Here is a 20,603-nt window from a genome sequence, read left to right on the forward strand (position 1 = left end):
ATAGTAATATACGAAATTAACATTTTATATATTACCATGATTTTCAAGTTATGTAATCCAAATTTCATTTTTTCTGTTTTGAGCATTTTTTGTTTATAATGGTAAAGGAAAGAAATATGTGTACGGAGGAATATTATGCTGCAACACTCAATTACGAAAGATGAAATTATGATGATTGCGAATGAGTTCGTTCAAGGACTAGATCCACAGCAAACAGCTGATCAGGAACATGTCGCTACAGCTCGGCACCTATATCGTAGTGGTGTTGTCTATAACGTTGACTTTGATGGTTATACACTATCAGGAACTGTAGATGCGGAAGGCAACGTGTATAGCGTTCATATTCCGATTCGTAACGTCGCTGAAAGCTATTGTGATTGCTTCGCACCAACACAATGTGAGCATATGCTCGCTGTATTACTATCTGCAGCGTCTAGTTTCGGGCAAGTAGGAGATGTATTAACTTTATTTAAAAATAATACGAAACCTTCCCTTCCTCCTATTCGAACTGCAAGACAAGTATTGCAATCATCAGCTTTTGAAGAAACTGATTATAAAAGTTGGCAATCATATTTTGAAAAAGAATATGATTCATTTAAAAAAGAACAAGCTCGGCTTACTTATAAACAAATGTATTTTCTTATGAGTATCTTTACAGATTTCTATACGAAACTTGAGCGGAAAGCTCCGCGTGTCATTGCGATACATGAATTATTCAGGTTACACGCAGCACTGTACTGCTTTCAAAAATTATTAGAAGAAATTCAGGCATTCGAAGCTAACAAAACGTATTCTTATCACCAACCTGTTAATGTCATTCGCCTATTTGTAGACAAAGTGGAATCCATCGTTCGGGACTTACAATCAGAAGCGATTCCTTCAGAGTCTGAAATAATTTTGCAAGAAACAGCTCGTCTCGTTCATGAAGTATTCTTCTCTACCGACGCTTATACGCAAGAGCGATTTTTCATTTATCGTCACATATGGAGTGAACTTTTAAACAATAAAGAGAAAATACAAGAAGAAGAAAAACGAATTGATACGAAAATCAATCCACTATCCAAAGCGTTAGCGTCTTCTCATCTTCTCTTTTTAAATGACGAAGATCTACTAGCGATGAACTTACTAAAAAAACAGCCTGCTTCTGTTGTGAGTCTATACTTCTATTGGTTAGAAGAACTATTAAGTGCCATGCATTGGGATCGTGCAAAAAACTGGCTTTCCTTTACGTATAAACAAGTAAAGAAAACGATCCAAGATCACGAAAATACGATTTTCATAAAAGATGTCGTTCGGCTATTTGTAATCATGTATGAAACATATGCAACACATACAAATGAACAAGCTGGTTTCGAAATGATCTTACAAGAACTATTACCGTATAGTTTCACAAACTATGAACAGTACGTACTCGCGAAAAAACAGTATCGTACATGGGCAGAGCTTCATCTCCTATATGGATTTGAAGCAATTGAGCTGTTGAAAGAGCCACTGAAAGATATTGAAAAAGAAGCGCCAGAAGTGGCACTTCCTCTTTACCATCTTGCTGCTGTAGAGGCGATTGAAGAACGAAATCGTAAATCATATAAACGCGCAGTTCGTTACTTAAAGAAATTACGTACATTGTATAAACGATTAAAACGCACCGATGAATGGGATGCTTTCATTATTCACATCGCCAATCTCCATTCACGTCTGCGTGCACTACAAGAGGAATTACGGAAAGGAAAATTAATCGATGATCAATCAAACTGAAGTAACAATTAGGCTCCAGCATGTTAGTCAAGGTTGGTTCCTTTGGGGAGAAGATGACAGCGGTACTCCATTATCCGTAACAAGTTGGAAACGAAATGCATTCACATGGCACTCCACTTCTTTCTACGGTACTTCTCTAAAAGAAGCAACCTTCGAAGGAAAACAAGGTGTGCTACTAACAAATGCACAAGCCTTTGAATACATTGCAAACAAACCAATGAATTCATTTGCACATATGCAAATAAACGGACCTATTACAGCACTTACGAAAGATGCAAATGAATTATGGGACGCCTTTACAAGTGGTAGCTTCGTACCAGATATGACTCATTGGCCTAAACAACCATCTTGGAAAGTTCAAAATACACCAATTGAAGATGACACATTAGCATCTCTTTTCTCAGCAGCAGTTAATGAAAGCATATTACAAGATAATCGCTCGAATGACGGCTGGGAAGATGCCAAAAGGCTATATGAACATTACGACTTTACGAAAAGACAATTGGAAACAGCACTACATGAAGAAGATTGGCTTCGAAAAATTGGTTATATTGAAGATGATCTTCCGTTTACAATCGGACTAAGACTACAAGAACCACAAGAAGAATTTGAAATGTGGAAGCTTGAAACAATTGTGACACCAAAGCGCGGAGCTCATCGCATATATGTATATGAAAACATCGATTCCTTACCGAAAAGATGGCACGATTACGAAGAACGGATTACAGAAACACAAGAAGGTTTTAGTAAGCTCATACCGTGGTTAAAAGAAGGAGATACATTCCGAAATGAGCTCTTTGAAACAGAAGCTTGGAACTTCTTAACAGATGCAAGCAACGAATTACTTGCAGCCGGCATTACAATTTTACTACCATCATGGTGGCAAAATTTAAAAGCAACAAAACCGAAATTACGTGTCCAGTTGAAGCAAAATACAGCACAAACACAATCGTTCTTCGGTATGAATACGCTCGTTAATTTTGACTGGCGCATTTCGACGAACGGCATTGATTTATCAGAAAGCGAATTTTTCGAGCTCGTTGAACAAAACAAACGTCTATTTAATATAAACGGTCAATGGATGCGACTAGATCCAGCCTTTATCGAAGAAGTAAGGAAACTCATGAACCGTGCCGATAAATACGGACTAGAGATGAAAGATGTCCTGCAGCAACATTTATCAAATACGGCTGAAACAGAAATTGTAGAAGATGATAGTCCGTTTACTGATATTGAAATCGAACTAGATGGATATTATGAGGAACTATTCCAAAAGCTGCTTCATATTGGAGATATTCCAAAGGTAGATGTCCCTACTTCACTAAACGCAACACTTCGTCCCTATCAACAACACGGTATTGAATGGTTATTATATTTACGAAAGCTTGGATTTGGAGCATTGCTAGCTGACGATATGGGACTCGGGAAAAGTATTCAAACAATCTCTTACTTACTATATATAAAAGAAAACAATCTCAAAACAGGCCCTGCATTAATCGTAGCGCCGACATCTGTTCTTGGAAATTGGCAAAAAGAATTTGAGCGTTTCGCACCGAATTTACGTGTCCAATTACATTACGGAAGTAATAGAGATAAGGGCAATTCATTTGAAGATTTCCTTCAATCAGCAGATGTTGTATTAACATCTTATGCATTGGCTCAACTCGATGAGGAAGAACTGACTTCATTATGCTGGGATGCTGTTATTTTGGATGAAGCACAAAATATTAAGAACCCACATACGAAACAGTCGAAAGCAGTACGAAACTTGCAAGCAAATCACAAAATCGCTTTAACTGGTACACCAATGGAAAATCGCCTCGCTGAACTTTGGTCCATTTTCGACTTTATTAATCATGGATATCTCGGAAGCTTAGGACAATTCCAACGCCGCTTCGTCACACCGATTGAAAAAGATCGTGATGAAGGAAAAATCCAGCAAGTTCAACGGTTTATCTCACCATTTTTACTGCGCCGAACGAAGAAAGATCAAACAGTTGCATTAAATTTACCAGATAAACAAGAACAAAAAGCTTACTGTCCTCTTACTGGTGAACAAGCTTCCTTATATGAACAACTTGTTCAAGATACACTGCAAAATGTAGAAGGATTAAGCGGAATTGAAAGACGCGGCTTTATATTACTTATGTTGAACAAGCTAAAACAAATTTGTAATCATCCTGCTCTTTATTTAAAAGAAGAAGAACCACAAAATGTCGTTGAACGCTCTATGAAAACAAAAACGTTAATGGAGCTCATCGAAAATATAAAAGATCAAAATGAAAGTTGCCTCATCTTCACTCAATACATCGGCATGGGAAACATGCTAAAACGTGTGCTAGAAGAACAATTTGGCCAGCGTGTCCTCTTCTTAAACGGTAGTGTACCGAAAAAAGATCGTGACAAGATGATTGAGGAGTTCCAAAACGGAACGTATGACATTTTCATCTTATCCTTAAAAGCCGGCGGAACAGGATTAAACTTAACTGCTGCCAACCATGTCATTCACTACGATCGTTGGTGGAATCCAGCTGTGGAAAATCAAGCAACAGACCGCGCATATCGCATTGGTCAAAAAAGATTTGTTCATGTTCACAAACTCATTACTACAGGAACATTAGAAGAAAAAATTGATGAAATGCTAGAAAGAAAACAATCTCTAAACAATGCGGTCATCACAAGCGATAGCTGGATGACTGAACTATCAACAGACGAACTAAAAGAATTACTTGGTGTATAAAGTGAAACTTGAATCAGGTCGGTTACCGGAAGTTTTACTACCCGCAAAAAAGCGCTAATCTCGAAATGAGATTAGCGCTTTTTTCTATTCCAAAACCAATTACTTATTATAATTCCCGTTAATCCGCCGCACGTATCAAGCAATGAATCTTGCCACATTGGTGTACGGTCACCCGTATACCATTGGTGAATCTCATCAAATGTTGCATAACCCGCAACGAAAAGAAGGGCATATATAAAACATCTTTTCCTCGAATGACCTGATCGATGAAAAGCGTAATAAATCAATGAACCTAGCATAAAGAACACCATAAAATGAGCACCTTTACGAAGGAAAAACTCAATAAATCCGCCTACACCTTTATTCGCAATACTAACAGGGGTTCCTCCACCATAATCGATAGATACCCATGAAAAATGCTCTTTTACAAATTCAACATTTACATATTGTTCAATATCTGAACGCATATCCTGCTTTTTATATGGTTGTGCCGAAGAATAGAAAATCAGCCCCATCCATAGTAATACAGGAATCCAAAATAACCATTTACGATTCATTATCCAGAATTCTCCTCTCTTAATCTTTTAAGGGTACCAAAAAAAAGAAAAAATTTCACGCCAAAACATGACATTTGTACCCTATTTATAAAATGAAAGGAGGTGATACACATGGCAATTGAAACAATCGTAATGGATTTAACTTTACGTCTTGTCTTAAACAACGGATTAGATAAGAACGGCAAAACAGTTTTCAAGAGCAAACAATTTAAACGTGTTAAAACAAATGCGAGCTTAGATCAAGTACACAACGTAGCTCATGCTCTTGCTTCCTTACAAGCATCACCACTTCACGCTGTACAACTTGTAAGCACATCAGATCTTTCTAAACTATAAAGTAAAACTCGGATCAGTGGGGATTTTATTCATCCCCGCTGATTATTAGCCACAATTTAACCAGCAGACCCGAGTCCCGTAAATAGCGGGATAAATACAAAGGAGGGAATAACACATGCAAGTACTAGAGTTAATTTTCGCGAAAGAAGATGGAAAAACAGTCGTTTTTTCTATCGATACGCCCATCACACCAATCGATGCACAAGTCGTAAATCAAGTCATGGATACAATCCTTGCCTCATCTGTATTTTCATCCATTGATGAAAATACAAGAAAAAAGGGAGCTCGCCTTGTAGAAAAAAATGTATCTGAAGTTCCAATTACTCTATAAAATGAAAAAGACGAATCTGCATCATTTTGCAGATTCGTCTTTTTTCTTCGGCATTTCAATCGGAATAAAAATCTTTGAAAAACCGACGCATACGTACTTATAATGTTCTTCCCCTATATCAAACTCAGTCGTATATGTTGAGAAGAATATATAATCATTTCGCTTCGTATAATGATCAATTAATAACCCAACTTGTGGCTCAACATACTTTTTCGCTAACTTTTTACCGGCCGATGCCAAGTCGCCAAGGAGACCCTCTTCATTCTCTTTTTGAACTTCATCTAGCTTCTTACTCACATCATTACGCTTCATAAACTGCTTCGCTGCCCATTCTGTATATTCTCCTTTACTCGGATTACTGTTTGCTAAATATACTAGGAGAATGACAACTAAAGCCATAATAATATACTTTTTCTTCATACTATATCACCGCCTACTCTTTTCTATTTTCATATATATGTACAAGCGATGCAAATTAGAAAGACTATCAACTATTGATTGTAAACGAATAAACAAGATTTACAATACAAAACAAAATATTAACAATAAATTTACTTATTCCGTATATAATTATATTCGAAATATTAATTTTATAAGGGAGGACTTAAAATCATGAATGATGAAAATAACATTATTATTTCTAGTTCTACTATGATGCTTGTTCCATACAATCACCCTTATTACCGTACAAAAATTATTGACAGTAGCGGAAATGATCTTTGTTCCTGCCAAACCGCACTACAACTCATTAAGAAATCTTGCTTAACCCAGGTTCATTCTACTTATCAAGGTAGGCGTAATGCAGTCCAAACAAATTTTAGATTCAAACAAAACGTTCCAATTCCAATTAATCATCGGGAATACATTTGTACTTTTCCAACAGAATCTCCTTCATCTCCAAACTGTATATGGCTATTTTATAACCACATACATGATATAGAGTTTTGCCAAAAGATTAAAGAGGCTAAAATACATTTTTCAAATGGCACTACTACAACAATATCTATTAGTCCCCATAAATTGCAGCAACAATTATTAAAAGCTGGATACATACTATCTCGTATGAACATGCAAGATTCACTACAATTTAAAAACCCCTTGTTGCATTTACTACATTAAACTAACAAGTAGAATGGAAAGCAACATCTCTTGCCTTCCATTCTTATATTAATATTTATCCCCTTACACTATCTCGCATTTTCTCGAGTGCTTGCCGATACATCCATCTTACTTGATAATATGTCATTTCCGTCTCTAAAGCGATTTCCCCCATCGTCTTTCCTACAAAAAAGCGTTCAAAAATAATATACTTCTCCTTCTCATCTAGCACGCTCATAAAATCCTTCACCTTCATTTCAACATCTTCAAAATGAAAGATATCCTCATACTCTCCTACACATACACACCTTTCTTGCACTGTGAACTCTTTCTTCAATCTCTCTAATATATAACCTCGCACCGTTACAACTGCATATGCAGGGAAACACCCCTTCTTTGCATCAAACCTTTCATACGCATGCCAAAGACCAATTAAACCACATTGATAATACTCTTCATAATCTTTACGAATACCTAATTTCTTTATTTGATTTACAATCATCCCTTCATACAAAACAACTGCCTCTTTAAAAGTCGCTGGCTTCACACAGTACCCGTTTCTAAAAGGTATACCTTTCTAGTATTCCGCGGTACCTTCACAATATAAAAATAAAGAAAAGATTTCACTGTGAGTAATTTCAAATACTACCGACGGAATTTGAAATTACACTATGTAGTATTTGAAATTTTGTTGGCGGTATTTGAAGTAAGGGTAAAAATAAAAAAGGTGACTCCTTTGAAGAGTCACCTTTTCTATTTTATTTCCTTATTGGAACATACCTTGTAAAGCACCCATTCCGAGAGTTAAAACAAAGAAAACAATAGTAATAATTGTTGCCTGCTTTTTAGTTAAACCTGCTGTAATTTGAAGACCTAGCCATGTAACTGCATATCCCCAAATTGTAAACACTTCAAATTTACTTACAATACCTTTTACAACACCACTACTTGAAGTAAAAATCGGTTCTAGACCAGTGTACATTTCTTGACCCGATCCACCTAAGATATATGCTAAAATCGTATTTATTAATAAACCCAGTAATGAAATAACACTTGAATATACAGTAATCGCTAATAATTTTTTATAAGAAGTATCATTGCTTATAAACACCATTAACACTTTATACACCACAGCACTAAGTAGAAAGACGAATGCCATACTAATAGCAATTATCCCAAATCCCATACCATATGTCATTGCAGCTGAAACAGTAACACCTAATTCTTTATTAAGCTCAATTGCTTCAGGTGTTAGAGAATATACATAAGCAGCAAATCCACCAACAAGCCCAGCTATTAAAACGAGTAGCCAAAATGCACCCCAAACTGCATTACTCGTCTTCATTCTCTCAAATTGCTCACCTGGAGAAGTAATCATTCCTAATAATGATGGCTTCTTTGCACCTACATCTTGCGTATTAATATTTGCTTCCATTATAACGCCTCCTTCTATTTATATAACCCGTTCTAACGGGCGGTTCACTTCCTCGCAAGAGGCTACGAACCGCCCACTAGAACGGTAATGTGTAGTTCTACTACACTATTAATTACTCATAACGCAATGCTTCAATTGGATCTAATTTCGCAGCTTTGTTCGCTGGAATTAATCCGAAAATAATACCAAGTGTCATCGAGAACAGTACGCCTCCAACGACAACTTCCCATGAAACGAGTGGTGGCCATTTTGCGAATGTAGAAACGATATATGCTCCGCCATACCCAAGACCAATTCCGATCAAACCACCTAGAAGTGTTAACATAACTGCTTCAATTAAAAACTGTAATAAAATTTTACTACGCGTTGCTCCAAGTGCTTTACGTACACCAATTTCACGCGTACGCTCCGTTACAGATACAAGCATGATGTTCATAACACCAATTCCACCAACGACTAATGAAATACCAGCGATACCACCGATGATCATTGTCATAATACCGGTCATCTTCGAAATACCTTCTTGAATTTCTTTTAAATTCATAACTTCATATTTACCAGTTGCATCAGTTGGTTTACGACTATTTAAAACATCTGCAGCTTTTTTACCTGCTTTTTCTAGATTATCTACATTTTTTGCTTGAACAGAAATATTTTGAATTTCATCTTTTCCATACAGTGTCGGCCATAATGAAATTGGAACTAGCGCTTCTGATGGTCCCATTCCCATAAACTCATTATCTGATTTGTAGACACCAATAATTTGCATCGGTTGACCTTTCATTTCAATAATTTTACCGACTGGATTGGTATCCTTAAACACCTTTTCTTCCATTTGTTTACTAATCATAACAACGTTATTACCTTGATCCACATCTGATTCTTGTAAAGAACGTCCCTTTAACAACTTTACTTTATTTACTGCAAAGTACTCACTATCTAATCCAGTAATACTCACCATTTCTTTTTTATCTTCAATATCAAGTGGTTCCATGGTTGAATTTGTTGTTACCACATGTGCGATTTCTGGAATTTTTTTAATTTCAAAAATGTCTTCTTCAGTTATCTTCGGTGCTTCTACCATTCCCATACCGAAAGGATCGTTTATATCTGCACTATAATGAATCGGAACCGTTTGATTACCTGCCCCAACAAACTGCGATTTCAATGCAGCTTCCCCGCCTTGCCCAATCGCAACAACAGTAATAATTGAACCTACCCCGATAATAATACCGAGCATCGTAAGAGCTGAACGCAATTTATGAGCTAAAATAGAAGAGAGGGCAATTTTTATACTATCTAGTAAACTCATACCGCACACCTTCTATCTTCTGTAACTTTCCCGTCCCGCAGTACAATGCGGCGGGAAGAATACGCTGCTACTTCCTCTTCATGCGTAACCATAACAATCGTCGTGCCTTCTGCATTAAGCTTCGTGAAAATATCCATAACTTGCTCACCAGACTTCGTATCAAGTGCACCAGTCGGTTCATCGGCCATAATGAACGTTGGATTATTTGCAATCGCTCTTGCAATCGCTACACGCTGCTTCTGTCCACCTGATAACTCATTCGGTAAATGATGCACGCGATCTGCCAATCCAACTTTACCTAACGCCTCCAAAGCACGCTTGCGACGCTCCGCTTTCTTCACACCACCATATACGAGCGGAAGCTCAACATTTTCCACCGCGGAAAGACGAGGCAGTAAATTAAAGTGCTGGAATACAAATCCAATATATTCATTACGAATTAAAGCAAGCTTTGACTCGTCTGCTGTTAAGATATTCACGTCATTCAGCACATATTCGCCTTCTGTTGGACGGTCTAAACAACCGATAATATTCATAAGCGTTGACTTACCAGAACCGGATGGCCCCATAATAGAAACGAACTCACCGCTCTGAATCGTTAAACTAATACCATGCAAAATCGGCACCGCCAATTTTCCTTGATAATACGTTTTAGCAATATTATTTAACGTAATCATTTCTCTTTCACTTCCATTCCGTCATACACATCGTCGGAAGGATTTTTAACCACCTTTTGCCCCACTGTTACGCCTTCTACAACCTCTGTCCAGTCTCCATCAGTAGAACCTTTTTTCACATTTTGTTTACGAAGCTTCCCTTTTTCCTCAACATAAACAAATGCATCATCGCCTTTTTCTACAATGCTTTTACTTGGAACAGCAATCATCGTCTTATTCTCTAAGTTTACTTGCAGAGAAACGTGGTAACCTGGAGATAAACCGTCTTGGCTATCAAGGCTTGCTTTATATGTATACTGAGACATATTTTGAGTTGCTTCACCCACGCCGCCAGCTTGCGCCATCTCTGCGCTCGTTGGGAACTCACTTACCTCTGTAATCTTACCTGTCCACTTCTTCTTGCTATTTGCTTTTGCAGTTACAGTGAATGTTTGATCCTTTTGAATTTGTGACTTCTGAAGCTCAGTTAACGTACCTTGAACTTGGAATGGATCTTTAGAAGCTACTTGTAAAAACGCTTTTCCTTGACCACCTAACGCTTGAGATGAACTTTGTGCCGCATCTTTATCTAACTTTTGAACAACACCTGCGAAATTACTATAAATCGTAAGCTCTTTCTGCTTCTTACTTAACTCTTCTTTCTGCAACTTTCCTTTTTCTTTCTCAAGATCAGTTGTCTTTTGAGCAATTTCCAGCTCACTTACTTGTTCGTCCATCGGATCCGTTACTTCTTTCCCAGCTCCGCTATCTTTCGCCTTCTTAATTTCTTTCTTTAGCGAATCAATCTTCTTTTTCCCTTGATCATAACGCATATCCGCCATCTTCTGATCAAGCTCAGCTTGCTTCATTTGAAGATTAATCTCTTCATTGTCATAAGAGAATAACTTCGTACCTTTTTCTACCTCTTGTCCTTCTTTTACCTCAATATCTTTCACTTTCCCTTTGGCCGGATCTGCATAGAAGCTTTCAATATTACCAGGCTTCACCTGACCAGAAATTAACTTCGTATTATTCAGCTTACGCTCTGTCACTTTCTCAAAACTTACAGCATCAGCATTTGTTGATGCACCCTTCTTCTTCCCTTGCATAACAAAAATATTAATTGCCGCTACAATAACAATTAGTGCAATAACCCCAATAATAATCCATTTCTTCTTCTTGTTTGGAGTACGAACCGTATTTGGTAACATATTCTCGCTCCCTTTTATAACTTAATAGTTTAATATAAAAATTGTATAAAACTTTCTGAAAACAGATTACATATTATTACATTATTTTTACAAAGTTTTACACATCCATTTATATTGTAACAAAAATTCCAATGATTAGAAATATGACATTATATCTTTTAAGATAGATTTAAGGAAAGGAAAAAGGGCAATTTTAATTGAATGGAAGCCATTCTTTATTAACAAATTTCTTGCCAAGATGAATCATTAAAATCATTTTCCTAATTGCACCATCACTATTTTGTCATATATATTTGACATTTCATCTATTCAATTATAAAATGTCACATATAAATGACATTTCGGTACACGGGGTCTACAACCATCAATGGGAGGGTTATATTTGAATAACGTTAAACAATATCGAAAATCTGAAGGGCTATCGCAACTAGAGTTAGCTAAAAAAGTTAATGTGGCGAGACAGACAATAAATTTAATTGAAAACAATAAATATAACCCTTCTTTAGCCTTATGTATCGAATTAGCAAAAGCACTAAAAACAGATTTAAATAGTCTATTTTGGGAGGGAGATTAAATGATGAAAATTGAATGGAAAGAAAGAGTTTATAATAGTTTTGTTGGAACACTAAGTGAGAGAGATGAATATCAAAAACAAGAAATTAATAAAGAGTTATCTGTAGCTGGAATTGGTTTGTGGTGGTTAAATATGTTGGTAATGCTTATTATGTTACTTGTTGATACTATGAATCACACAATATCTATAGGGACAATATTTATTTTTCTATCTAATATGATTTACGCTAATTACTTAGCCTTTAAATTCAAGAAAAAAGGTTTAAGTGATACTGAATGTGCAACAAAAGAAGAATATTTACAACTCAAGAAAAAATTAAGAAAAGCTGGCTTAAAAGCAGGTGTGCTTTGGGGCTTTCAAATGTTTGTTTTTATGAATTATATCCTTCCCTATGTAGGCTCAGAAGAAATCTCTATTTCTTTATTTAAGGTTGTAATTTTCATCTGTGGCGGCGGATTTTTCGGTCTAACTATGTACGTAATTGGTTTATTAAATCTAAAAAAATTATATTAATTAACAAAAATCATTTATATATTAAACTGCAATTTTACATACTGTTTGTTTTTTCTAATATAAAAGCTATCCAATCACACACAATTGGATAGCTTTTTCAAACAAAATATTACGCTACTTTAGGATCTTTTCTCTCATGTCCACGTTGAACAATAAATAAGAAAATTGTTGATAAAACCGCACCTGTTAATAGTAAGATGAAACAACCATCCCAGCCAGAACGATCAACAATAACACCAATTGCTGCGTTAGCTACAAGACTTCCGCCTACATAACCGAATAAACCACACATACCAACTGTCGTACCTACTGCAAATTTCGGTACTAATTCCATCGCACTTAAACCAATTAAGAACTGTGGTACATAAATTAAACAACCGATAATAGAAACTGCAATACTTACAACAAGTACGCTAGTTGCTTGCCAATATATAAACGTACCAATAACAACGCCAACCATACTAATAATACATAATGGCATACGTTTTCCTTTAAATAATTTATCACTTAAAAAACCAACGATTAATGAACTTGGAATTGCCATACCTTCAAAGATTGCATATGCCGCATGCGCTTCTGCTTTTGAAAATCCTTTAACTGTCGTTAAATAAAGTGGTACCCAGTTAATAACACCGAAACGAATTAAATAAACAAAAGCATTCGCAATACATAAGAACCATACAAATTTATTTTTCACTACATACTTCATTAAAATTTCTTTTGGTGACATCTTGTTAGCATTATCTGCTTTTTCAAGATTTTCATAGTCATTACGATACTCATCAATTGGAGGAAGACCTTCAGATTCTGGTGTATCCTTCGCATTAATCCAAACAAGAACTGAAATTACCATTGCGATAATTGCAGGGAAAATAAACACGCCGCCTTGCCAATGGTTTTCACCAAAAATACCTACACCAATTCCGACAAGTGGTGGCACAAGCATTCCACCAACGTTATGTGAAATATTCCAAAGACCTGTTTTCGTACCACGTTCTTTCTTTGAGAACCATTTCGTCATAACAATACTACAAGGTGGTGCTCCCATACCTTGTACAATACCATTAACAACAAGTAATGTAACAATCATCCCAAATGATGATGCAAAGCCAAAACAAATATTTACAAGCCCTGATAAGAATAAACCGACTGCGATAAAGCGCTGGGCGAAAGCTTTATCTGATAAATTCCCCATAAAGAACTTACTAAATCCATAAACAATTGCCATTACTGAACCTAGTAGACCAATTTCAGCTGTACTAAAACCATATTCTTGTACTAAGTACGTACTTGATAACGTAAAGTTACTACGAACTAAATAATAAGCAGCATATCCAACTGAAATCCCGATTAACACACGAATACGTAGTAATCGATATACACGGTCGATCATATCCGCTGGCAATCTTTCAATTGCAGGTGCTGGCTTGAGCCATTTAAACATATATTTTCGTCTCCTTTTCTCACTTCAGAGAGAGACGCTGTCTATTCCATATCTCGATTATCCCGCTATTTGATATATTTTGGTTCGTCCTTCTAACCGGCTGACCTTCTATTTCTTTCTCATTCTTCGCAAACATCGTTGGTACGCCAAACGACACTTTTTCTAAAATGTGACCCGCTTCTTCTGATAAACAATAATCAATAAATAAATCCGCAATAATACCACTCGGTGCACGTTTTAGTTTAGAAATCGCATTAACAGATAACCCTGTTTGCTGAGGTTCGTTACTTAAAATAGGAAAGCCTTGTTTTTGAAGCATTCTCTGATCTCCCATAAAGTTGATGCCTATCATATATTCACCACTCGCAACAAGTTCTGCTGGGATGTAACCATTCACTGTTACTTCTCCAACTTGTTCTGCCAGACTCTTCACATATTCCTTCGCTTCCTCTTCACCTAACGTATCAATAAGTGACTGGAAAAACGTATATGCTGTACCTGAAACATTTGGATCGGGCATGACAATCTTTCCTTTATATACTGGATTCAATAAATCTTTCCATCTTAATGGATACGAGAGACCGAGCGGCGCTATTTCCTCGTTCCACCGCTCTTTATTAATCGCAATTGCCAGCTTCTCCACTTCATAACCGTACCAATAACCATCTTTATCTTTAACAGTTTTTGAAATACGATTTGCATGTTGGCTTATCACAGGAATAGAAAGATTTTTTTGCTTCATCATTTGATGCGCATCTACTGTACCGCCAATAATAATATCCGCCTTCGGATTTCCAGCTTCTTCTTCCACTCTACGAAGAAGTTCTTCTGTTGAAAGACGAATAAATTCATACGTACATCCGCGTGGCTTACAAAATGATGAAAGTAACGCTTCACCAACTTCCTCACGAGCCGCTACATACGCAACAATATGACGATCATCCAAAATAGGGAGACCATTTTTACTATATTTAATAGAGGTTGTATCTCGAGAGCAACTAGACATCGCTCCTCCAATTACTAGCAAAAAGAAGAAAAAGGCTATCTTTCTCATGACGCATTCTCCTTTACGAATAACTCTGCTAGAGAGCCTTTCATATACATGACATTCCCGTTATTATCACCGAGATATTGCACAACAAAGTACGATGGATACACAGAAATCGTAAGAATATCTTCACGATCATTCTTTACACGCTTACCTGTTTTATAAGCTGTAATATAAGCAATCGGTTCATTCTGCGATTGTAATAACTTCTGAATTTCTCCGTAATCTGTAATTTGCTTTGCGTACCGAATAGAATCAAGTATGTGCGTAAGATTGATAGTACGTACCACATCGCCTTGACGTACTACGATATCCTTTGCCGAAGCAAAGAAATCACTAATACGCTCTGGCGTGTAATACAGGCTTAATAAATACGTTTGAAGTGCTGAAATCATCGGATCCATGCCATTCTTTCCGTATACATTTTCCCCATACTGGAACAAGTCACCTACTGCAAAAGTACGCTTATGTCCATTCAAGTACGTTACTTCTCCAGTAAATACTTGTTCTTGGCTCTTAACGTCCCCTGGTTCTATTCGAATTCGGTCAAAGAATGAAACAATCGTATGCAAACGAACTTCATCCGTTACAACGATTTCTCCCCACTTTTCATGTCTTACTTTCACTTCAATTGGAAGAGATTCATTCACCCTTTGTAAAACGGCTTGTTTATCATTTACAATGTTGATTCGATTATAGATTTGCTTCTCCATAACATAAAACAAAACAAGAGAAACAATCATACAAATGACAAACATAAGAATTTGAAATGATAGCCTTTTCATTTCTGCCTACCTCCAAGATAAAAAAACGTTGTTTCGAAAATACCGCATAATTGTTTCATAAATGTATCATTTAACCGCTTTCAAGTTTTTTATGTCTTCCATCCTTCTCGGAAGCAAAAATGTAATGAATATTGTAGTACCTATTTCTTCACTACTCTCAATCCGCATGCTTCCGCCCTGCTTATTCATAATCTCCTGACAAATATATAAACCATAACCATTCCCGTAACTAGAAGGAAGTGCCTTTCCTTTCGGAGACTCATTCCACTCTGCAAGCACCACTTCGTCTATACCGATCCCATCATCATGAACAAAAACCTTCGCCTCATGCTCATTTACAATTACATTCATACGAATGTGCGAAGCATCACTATACTTAATTGCATTATCAAGCACATTTAAGAAAATTTGCTTCGTCTTATCAAAATCCGCAACAACATGTACATCCGTTAACTCATTTATCACTTCAATTTCAAACTGATTTAGGCGAGGTTTCACAATTGAAACGGCTTCTTCTGCCAATTCCTTTATGTTCACAACTGTAGGTGACACTTCAAACGTACTCGTCCCATATTTCGAAGACTTAAGCAGTTCCTCTACAAGTGATAATAAACGCTCACTTTCCACAGCCACATAACGAAGACTTTCCTGTACATCTTCTTTCGACTGTAACTTCGGAATTAAATCAACATAACCGATAATTGCCGTTAGCGGTGTTTTTAATTCATGCGTAATGCGGTCTAGGAAATCTTTCTGCTTCTCTTTCTCCTCCTGCAATTGCTTAATATGCAGCTCAATTCCATCAGCCATCGCGTTAAAAGATGCTGAAAGCTGAGCGATTTCCACGTACTCATTTAACTCAATCTTACTCTTATAATCACCATTCGCAAGCCGCTGTGCCATTTGTCTCAACTGATCAATTGGTTTATGAAGAGACTTCGCCAAACGAATCGCAAAGAAAATACCGGTTGCTACTAGGCAAAGAGATGTCATTAAGAACGTCCAGCTCACATTCGTTAAAACTTCCTTCTCACCCGTTAACTCATTTATAAAACGAATACTTCCAATGACATCGTTTCCATAATAAACCGGGCTTGAAAACAAAAGAATAGGAGCTGGATCCGCCTCCTCAAAAACGTAAGACTTCTTTCCCTTCAAGGAACTCTCAATGTCGATGTTACGGTGAAGCAATGCTCCTTTTTCTGTATCTGCAACAACATCGCCATTCTTCCCGATCATCTGCACACGGACATCCATACGCTTCGCTAAATACGACGCAATTAAAAGTGAATTAGGACCAAGCGTATCCACTTCTGCTTCCTTCTCTAAATAATTCATCGTATAAATTTGTGCTTCTACACTTAACTTTTCTAAAGAATCTGCTGCGTTATGATACATATTCTTTTCTAACGTAATATAAACAACTGCATATAAAAGAACAAAAATCGGAATTAACAGCCCAACTATTCCAAACACCATATTTCGCTTTAAAGACATACCATCACCACTCAACAATCCAGTTTATAGCCAACGCCATAAATTGTCTTAATATATTCTCCGCTCGTACCAAGCTTCTTTCGAAGTCTCTGCACCATAATATCAACTGCTCTCGTATTTCCGATATACTCAAACCCCCATACTTTCTCAAGTAACTCATCCCTCATAAACACACGCTGCGGATTTGAAACAAATAACTGACATAAATTAAACTCTCGGTACGTTAACTGAATCTCTTGTCCACTCACATGTACCTTTCTTTCCTTAGGACAAATCACTATCTCTCCAGCCTCAATTACTTCATGACTTACAGCGGTCTCCGTCTTCTTTACACGCCGCGCCATATTCTTAACCCGAAGAATAAGCTCCGCATAATTAAACGGCTTCGTCACATAATCATCAGCACCAAGCTGCAAGCCAAGCAACTTATCATTCATCTGACTCTTTGCCGTTAACATAAGCACCGGAATATCCCTATCCCTCTCACGGAACAAACGAAGCAACTCATACCCATCCGTATCCGGAAGCATAACATCCAAAATCAATACATCCGGCCCTTCATTCCATCGCTCTAAAGCTTCTCTCCCATCAGCCGCTGCCAATACTTCATAACCTTCCATCTCCAACTGCATCCGAATCAAATTACGAATACTCGATTCATCATCAACCACAAGTATTTTCATTACTCTCCTCCTTCCATCATGTATTATAGTACAGTTTAGTATAGCAAAAATCCTATAAAAAAAGAGAGGGTATTGTCGAACATATTTTGTCGACGATACCCTCTACCCTTTTATTATTTAGCTACAAAATAATCCGTTACATATTGTGCCCAAACTTCATGACCTTTAGCAGTTGGGAAACCAAATTCTTCTTTTAAATATGGTAGGATAGCCTTTGTCGATGCATCCGGCCATGCTCCCCAATGATCAATGTATGTATAATTATTTTGCGTCGCAAATTGTTTTAATGCTTCAATCGCTTTCGGATAATTTTTCGCACCATACACTGGATTTGATGGCTGAATCATAATCGTAGCGCCCTTTGCACTAGTAGAAAGTGCTTGAACAAACTTCTGTGTACTCGCAACAGAATTCCCATTACCAGTTTTACCGTTATCAGTAATAAATGGTGGCTCAAATAAAATCACATCTGGATTCTCTTTCGCAATCTCTTTATCACGCTTATTCGCGATTAACTCTTCTGTACTTTCACCCTTATATTCCTTTACAGTCACATTCCATAAACCTTTACCATAAGCAGTTTCTAAATTAGTCGTTAACTTAGCTGCCCAAGCACCTTTTTCAGATGAAGAAGCTTCATCACCAACAATAACAAGATTTACTGCCTTTTTATCCTCAGCAGCTTTCTTTAACTTCTCTTTCACTGCATCTGGCAAGTTCTTCGCGTATGCTTCATTAAAAGATGACTTCGCATCTTGTTTTTTCTCTTCCTTTTTCTCTTCTTTCTTTGCTCCGATATCTTTCACTTCAGCCTTTGTTTTCGTTACTTCACTCGTTTGTCCTGTTGCATTCGCAATCTTCTTATTCCAGTACAATTTACCGCTCACAATCGAAGCAACAAACAATACAAAAACAACAAGGACAAGCACTGCTTTCTTATTCATCGATTCACCTCATCTATTAATCTCACAATATATAATACTAATATAAATTCATGCAAAAATAAACCCAACTCCTTCCAAAGGAGTTGGGTTATTACATACTACTTAGTCACTTCAAGATGTGCTCTTAATTTATTCGTTAAATCTTGTTTTGCAGCATCTGGAACATAGTAGTACCAAATACCATCAGCAGCTTTGTGGCCGTCACCTGGGATTTGAATATCTTCACTATTCTGCAGACAATCTTTATAATTCTTTTGCATATCAAACATTTGATCTTGCGTTAAGTTTGTCTTCACATTCTTTTGAATTGCTGTTAATACATCACCATAACTTGTTAAAGAAGAGAAACTTGCGCCTTTCTTAATAACAGCTTGCATCACTTGACGTTGACGCATTTGACGACCGAAGTCACCTCGTGGGTCTGCTTTACGCATACGTGTGAATGCTAGAGCTTGGTCACCCGTTAAGTGAATATTCCCTTTCTGGAAGTGTTTCCCTTCCAGGGAGAATTCTAAATCATTATTAACATCGACCCCGCCTACTGCATCTACAATATCTTTAAATCCTTCCATGTTTACTTCAATATAGTAATTGATTGGAACATTTAAGAATTTTTCTACTGTCGCTACAGACATGTCTACGCCACCAAATGCATACGCATGATTAATTTTATCACTTTTACCTTTTCCAACAATTTCTGTATATGTATCACGAGGAATACTTACTGTTTTCATTGAATTGTTTTTAGGGTTTAATGTAATGACCATTAAAGAATCTGAACGTCCTTTATCTCCACCACGCTCATCTGCACCTAATAGTAAAATTGAAACAGGTTCAGATTTATTGATTTTTTCTTCTTGTTTATTACTTTGATCACGTTTTAATGGTTTATGAACTTCATCTAATGTTTTTGAAACAGAAGAATATATATTATAAGCGTAAGCTCCTCCACCTATAATTAATACTCCTATGATTCCTAATATCCAAAATAAGATTTTCTTTTTCATGCTTTTAACCTTCTTTCTTCAGGTACCGCTATCAAATTATTATGACTACAAAATATAAAATACATTATACATCTAATTCAATTTTTAAGCCAAACTATATTGATAACTCAATGAAAGTTTTAGCACCTATAACCTATTCTCTAGTTACTAACTTTCTGATATCCAGTCTTATTTTCAGACTGCCATCTCCAAGAATCTGCACACATTTCTTCTAATCCGCGTTTTGCCTCCCAGCCTAATTCACGCTTTGCTTTCGATGCATCAGCAAAACATACTGCCACATCACCTGGGCGACGCTCTGTAATTTTATGAGGGACTTTCTTGCCCGAAACTTTTTCAAACGCTTCAACCATCTCTAGTACACTATAGCCCATGCCTGTGCCCAGGTTATAAGCATCTACTCCTGTTGTACTCAGTACTTTCTCAAGCGCCTTTACGTGACCATTTGCTAAGTCCACAACATGGATGTAATCACGGACTCCTGTTCCATCTCTCGTTGGATAGTCATTTCCGAATACACTTAATTCTTTTAACTTACCTACTGCTACTTGCGTTACATATGGCATTAAATTATTTGGGATTCCATTTGGATCTTCTCCGATACGCCCACTTTCGTGTGCACCAAATGGATTGAAATAGCGAAGTAATGCGATACTCCATTCTGCATCTGCAAATGC

General features: G+C 36.8%; 21 protein-coding genes and 1 pseudogene. 7 read left to right on the plus strand and 15 right to left on the minus strand.

What is annotated here, in order from left to right; translation table 11 throughout:
• Window positions 1-135 precede the first annotated feature (135 nt).
• Window positions 136-1,755: a hypothetical protein gene (locus C4S65_RS16690; protein WP_098838520.1), complete on the plus strand. Its 1,620-nt coding sequence runs from the start codon at window positions 136-138 to the stop codon at window positions 1,753-1,755.
• Window positions 1,739-4,495: a DEAD/DEAH box helicase gene (locus C4S65_RS16695; protein WP_086407171.1), complete on the plus strand. Its 2,757-nt coding sequence runs from the start codon at window positions 1,739-1,741 to the stop codon at window positions 4,493-4,495. The genes C4S65_RS16690 and C4S65_RS16695 overlap by 17 nt, the downstream gene beginning before the upstream one ends.
• A 71-nt stretch (window positions 4,496-4,566) precedes the next feature.
• Here C4S65_RS16695 and C4S65_RS16700 read toward each other — a convergent pair whose 3' ends face one another.
• Window positions 4,567-5,052 (minus strand): VanZ family protein, encoded by a 486-nt coding sequence (locus C4S65_RS16700; RefSeq protein ID WP_001080707.1) that lies wholly within the window; start codon window positions 5,050-5,052, stop codon window positions 4,567-4,569.
• Window positions 5,053-5,163: 111 nt separating this feature from the next.
• On the opposite strand from C4S65_RS16700, the gene C4S65_RS16705 reads away from it, so the two are divergent.
• Together C4S65_RS16705 and C4S65_RS16710 are read left to right on the plus strand one after the other, a co-directional pair.
• Complete coding sequence (locus C4S65_RS16705; RefSeq protein WP_000963861.1) at window positions 5,164-5,388, plus strand: DUF1659 domain-containing protein; 225 nt, start codon at window positions 5,164-5,166, stop codon at window positions 5,386-5,388.
• A gap of 115 nt (window positions 5,389-5,503) precedes the next feature.
• Window positions 5,504-5,719, plus strand: coding sequence for a DUF2922 domain-containing protein (locus C4S65_RS16710; protein WP_001197593.1), 216 nt, complete (start codon window positions 5,504-5,506; stop codon window positions 5,717-5,719).
• A gap of 21 nt (window positions 5,720-5,740) precedes the next feature.
• On the opposite strand, the gene C4S65_RS16715 is transcribed toward C4S65_RS16710, so the two are convergent.
• On the minus strand, window positions 5,741-6,139 hold the full coding sequence (locus C4S65_RS16715) for a DUF4359 domain-containing protein (protein WP_000731400.1): 399 nt from the start codon (window positions 6,137-6,139) through the stop codon (window positions 5,741-5,743).
• Window positions 6,140-6,331: 192 nt separating this feature from the next.
• Here C4S65_RS16715 and C4S65_RS16720 point away from each other — a divergent pair, with 192 nt between their 5' ends.
• Window positions 6,332-6,838 carry a competence protein ComK gene (locus C4S65_RS16720; RefSeq protein WP_097820873.1) on the plus strand — a complete coding sequence of 169 codons (507 nt, stop codon included), beginning with the start codon at window positions 6,332-6,334 and terminating at the stop codon, window positions 6,836-6,838.
• Between the two features lie 55 nt (window positions 6,839-6,893).
• Here C4S65_RS16720 and C4S65_RS16725 read toward each other — a convergent pair whose 3' ends face one another.
• The 5 genes from C4S65_RS16725 to C4S65_RS16745 all read right to left on the minus strand — a co-directional run bounded on the left by C4S65_RS16725 (window position 6,894) and on the right by C4S65_RS16745 (window position 11,431).
• Window positions 6,894-7,364 carry a sigma-70 family RNA polymerase sigma factor gene (locus tag C4S65_RS16725; protein WP_003308200.1) on the minus strand — a complete coding sequence of 157 codons (471 nt, stop codon included), beginning with the start codon at window positions 7,362-7,364 and terminating at the stop codon, window positions 6,894-6,896.
• A gap of 219 nt (window positions 7,365-7,583) precedes the next feature.
• The gene (locus C4S65_RS16730; RefSeq protein WP_086407168.1) at window positions 7,584-8,252 is read right to left on the minus strand and encodes a Yip1 family protein; all 669 of its coding nucleotides are present in this window, start codon (window positions 8,250-8,252) and stop codon (window positions 7,584-7,586) included.
• Window positions 8,253-8,364: 112 nt separating this feature from the next.
• A complete protein-coding gene (locus C4S65_RS16735; protein ID WP_006922891.1) occupies window positions 8,365-9,564 on the minus strand; it encodes an ABC transporter permease in 1,200 nt (399 codons plus the stop codon).
• On the minus strand, window positions 9,561-10,241 hold the full coding sequence (locus C4S65_RS16740) for an ABC transporter ATP-binding protein (RefSeq protein ID WP_000631630.1): 681 nt from the start codon (window positions 10,239-10,241) through the stop codon (window positions 9,561-9,563). The genes C4S65_RS16735 and C4S65_RS16740 overlap by 4 nt, the downstream gene beginning before the upstream one ends.
• Window positions 10,238-11,431, minus strand: a complete 1,194-nt coding sequence (locus C4S65_RS16745; protein WP_061667809.1) for a biotin/lipoyl-binding protein — start codon at window positions 11,429-11,431, stop codon at window positions 10,238-10,240. The genes C4S65_RS16740 and C4S65_RS16745 overlap by 4 nt, the downstream gene beginning before the upstream one ends.
• A 382-nt stretch (window positions 11,432-11,813) precedes the next feature.
• Here C4S65_RS16745 and C4S65_RS16750 point away from each other — a divergent pair, with 382 nt between their 5' ends.
• Window positions 11,814-12,005, plus strand: coding sequence for a helix-turn-helix transcriptional regulator (locus C4S65_RS16750; protein WP_001067016.1), 192 nt, complete (start codon window positions 11,814-11,816; stop codon window positions 12,003-12,005).
• Entirely contained in the window at window positions 12,006-12,518 is a 513-nt protein-coding gene (locus C4S65_RS16755) for a DUF3278 domain-containing protein (RefSeq protein WP_000975593.1), read from the plus strand.
• A gap of 109 nt (window positions 12,519-12,627) precedes the next feature.
• Here the strand turns inward: C4S65_RS16755 and C4S65_RS16760 are convergent, their stop codons facing one another.
• The 8 genes and pseudogenes from C4S65_RS16760 to C4S65_RS16795 form a co-directional block, all read right to left on the minus strand.
• Window positions 12,628-13,962 (minus strand): MFS transporter, encoded by a 1,335-nt coding sequence (locus C4S65_RS16760; protein WP_000477603.1) that lies wholly within the window; start codon window positions 13,960-13,962, stop codon window positions 12,628-12,630.
• 19 nt (window positions 13,963-13,981) lie between these two features.
• Window positions 13,982-15,016 carry an ABC transporter substrate-binding protein gene (locus tag C4S65_RS16765; protein WP_086407164.1) on the minus strand — a complete coding sequence of 345 codons (1,035 nt, stop codon included), beginning with the start codon at window positions 15,014-15,016 and terminating at the stop codon, window positions 13,982-13,984.
• The gene (locus tag C4S65_RS16770; protein ID WP_086407163.1) at window positions 15,013-15,795 is read right to left on the minus strand and encodes a DUF3919 family protein; all 783 of its coding nucleotides are present in this window, start codon (window positions 15,793-15,795) and stop codon (window positions 15,013-15,015) included. Before C4S65_RS16770 ends, C4S65_RS16765 begins: the two co-directional genes overlap by 4 nt.
• A gap of 66 nt (window positions 15,796-15,861) precedes the next feature.
• Window positions 15,862-17,292, minus strand: a complete 1,431-nt coding sequence (locus C4S65_RS16775; protein WP_103945297.1) for a HAMP domain-containing sensor histidine kinase — start codon at window positions 17,290-17,292, stop codon at window positions 15,862-15,864.
• 11 nt (window positions 17,293-17,303) lie between these two features.
• The gene (locus tag C4S65_RS16780) at window positions 17,304-17,975 is read right to left on the minus strand and encodes a response regulator transcription factor (RefSeq protein ID WP_000699556.1); all 672 of its coding nucleotides are present in this window, start codon (window positions 17,973-17,975) and stop codon (window positions 17,304-17,306) included.
• Between the two features lie 113 nt (window positions 17,976-18,088).
• Complete coding sequence (locus tag C4S65_RS16785; RefSeq protein ID WP_086407162.1) at window positions 18,089-18,919, minus strand: SGNH/GDSL hydrolase family protein; 831 nt, start codon at window positions 18,917-18,919, stop codon at window positions 18,089-18,091.
• Window positions 18,920-19,017: 98 nt separating this feature from the next.
• A pseudogene (locus C4S65_RS16790) lies at window positions 19,018-19,944 on the minus strand (LytR family transcriptional regulator); the annotation flags it as partial.
• A gap of 122 nt (window positions 19,945-20,066) precedes the next feature.
• Window positions 20,067-20,603: GDP-mannose 4,6-dehydratase (locus C4S65_RS16795; RefSeq protein ID WP_142391542.1), on the minus strand; the 537-nt coding region annotated here is incomplete at its 5' end.

Origin of the sequence: Bacillus sp. ok061, assembly GCF_900108285.1 — a bacterium.
Taxonomy (GTDB): domain Bacteria; phylum Bacillota; class Bacilli; order Bacillales; family Bacillaceae_G; genus Bacillus_A; species Bacillus_A thuringiensis_S.

What these genes read in the sequence shown, in the direction of transcription:
- C4S65_RS16775 (WP_103945297.1), bottom strand. Translation starts at nt 17,292, where the DNA reads ATGTCTTTAAAGCGAAATATGGTGTTTGGAATAGTTGGGCTGTTAATT.
- C4S65_RS16755 (WP_000975593.1), top strand. Translation starts at nt 12,006, where the DNA reads ATGATGAAAATTGAATGGAAAGAAAGAGTTTATAATAGTTTTGTTGGA.
- C4S65_RS16745 (WP_061667809.1), bottom strand. Translation starts at nt 11,431, where the DNA reads ATGTTACCAAATACGGTTCGTACTCCAAACAAGAAGAAGAAATGGATT.
- C4S65_RS16695 (WP_086407171.1), top strand. Translation starts at nt 1,739, where the DNA reads ATGATCAATCAAACTGAAGTAACAATTAGGCTCCAGCATGTTAGTCAA.
- C4S65_RS16780 (WP_000699556.1), bottom strand. Translation starts at nt 17,975, where the DNA reads ATGAAAATACTTGTGGTTGATGATGAATCGAGTATTCGTAATTTGATT.
- C4S65_RS16765 (WP_086407164.1), bottom strand. Translation starts at nt 15,016, where the DNA reads ATGAGAAAGATAGCCTTTTTCTTCTTTTTGCTAGTAATTGGAGGAGCG.
- C4S65_RS16760 (WP_000477603.1), bottom strand. Translation starts at nt 13,962, where the DNA reads ATGTTTAAATGGCTCAAGCCAGCACCTGCAATTGAAAGATTGCCAGCG.
- C4S65_RS16720 (WP_097820873.1), top strand. Translation starts at nt 6,332, where the DNA reads ATGAATGATGAAAATAACATTATTATTTCTAGTTCTACTATGATGCTT.
- C4S65_RS16735 (WP_006922891.1), bottom strand. Translation starts at nt 9,564, where the DNA reads ATGAGTTTACTAGATAGTATAAAAATTGCCCTCTCTTCTATTTTAGCT.
- C4S65_RS16740 (WP_000631630.1), bottom strand. Translation starts at nt 10,241, where the DNA reads ATGATTACGTTAAATAATATTGCTAAAACGTATTATCAAGGAAAATTG.
- C4S65_RS16700 (WP_001080707.1), bottom strand. Translation starts at nt 5,052, where the DNA reads ATGAATCGTAAATGGTTATTTTGGATTCCTGTATTACTATGGATGGGG.
- C4S65_RS16710 (WP_001197593.1), top strand. Translation starts at nt 5,504, where the DNA reads ATGCAAGTACTAGAGTTAATTTTCGCGAAAGAAGATGGAAAAACAGTC.
- C4S65_RS16715 (WP_000731400.1), bottom strand. Translation starts at nt 6,139, where the DNA reads ATGAAGAAAAAGTATATTATTATGGCTTTAGTTGTCATTCTCCTAGTA.
- C4S65_RS16785 (WP_086407162.1), bottom strand. Translation starts at nt 18,919, where the DNA reads ATGAATAAGAAAGCAGTGCTTGTCCTTGTTGTTTTTGTATTGTTTGTT.
- C4S65_RS16690 (WP_098838520.1), top strand. Translation starts at nt 136, where the DNA reads ATGCTGCAACACTCAATTACGAAAGATGAAATTATGATGATTGCGAAT.
- C4S65_RS16730 (WP_086407168.1), bottom strand. Translation starts at nt 8,252, where the DNA reads ATGGAAGCAAATATTAATACGCAAGATGTAGGTGCAAAGAAGCCATCA.
- C4S65_RS16705 (WP_000963861.1), top strand. Translation starts at nt 5,164, where the DNA reads ATGGCAATTGAAACAATCGTAATGGATTTAACTTTACGTCTTGTCTTA.
- C4S65_RS16770 (WP_086407163.1), bottom strand. Translation starts at nt 15,795, where the DNA reads ATGAAAAGGCTATCATTTCAAATTCTTATGTTTGTCATTTGTATGATT.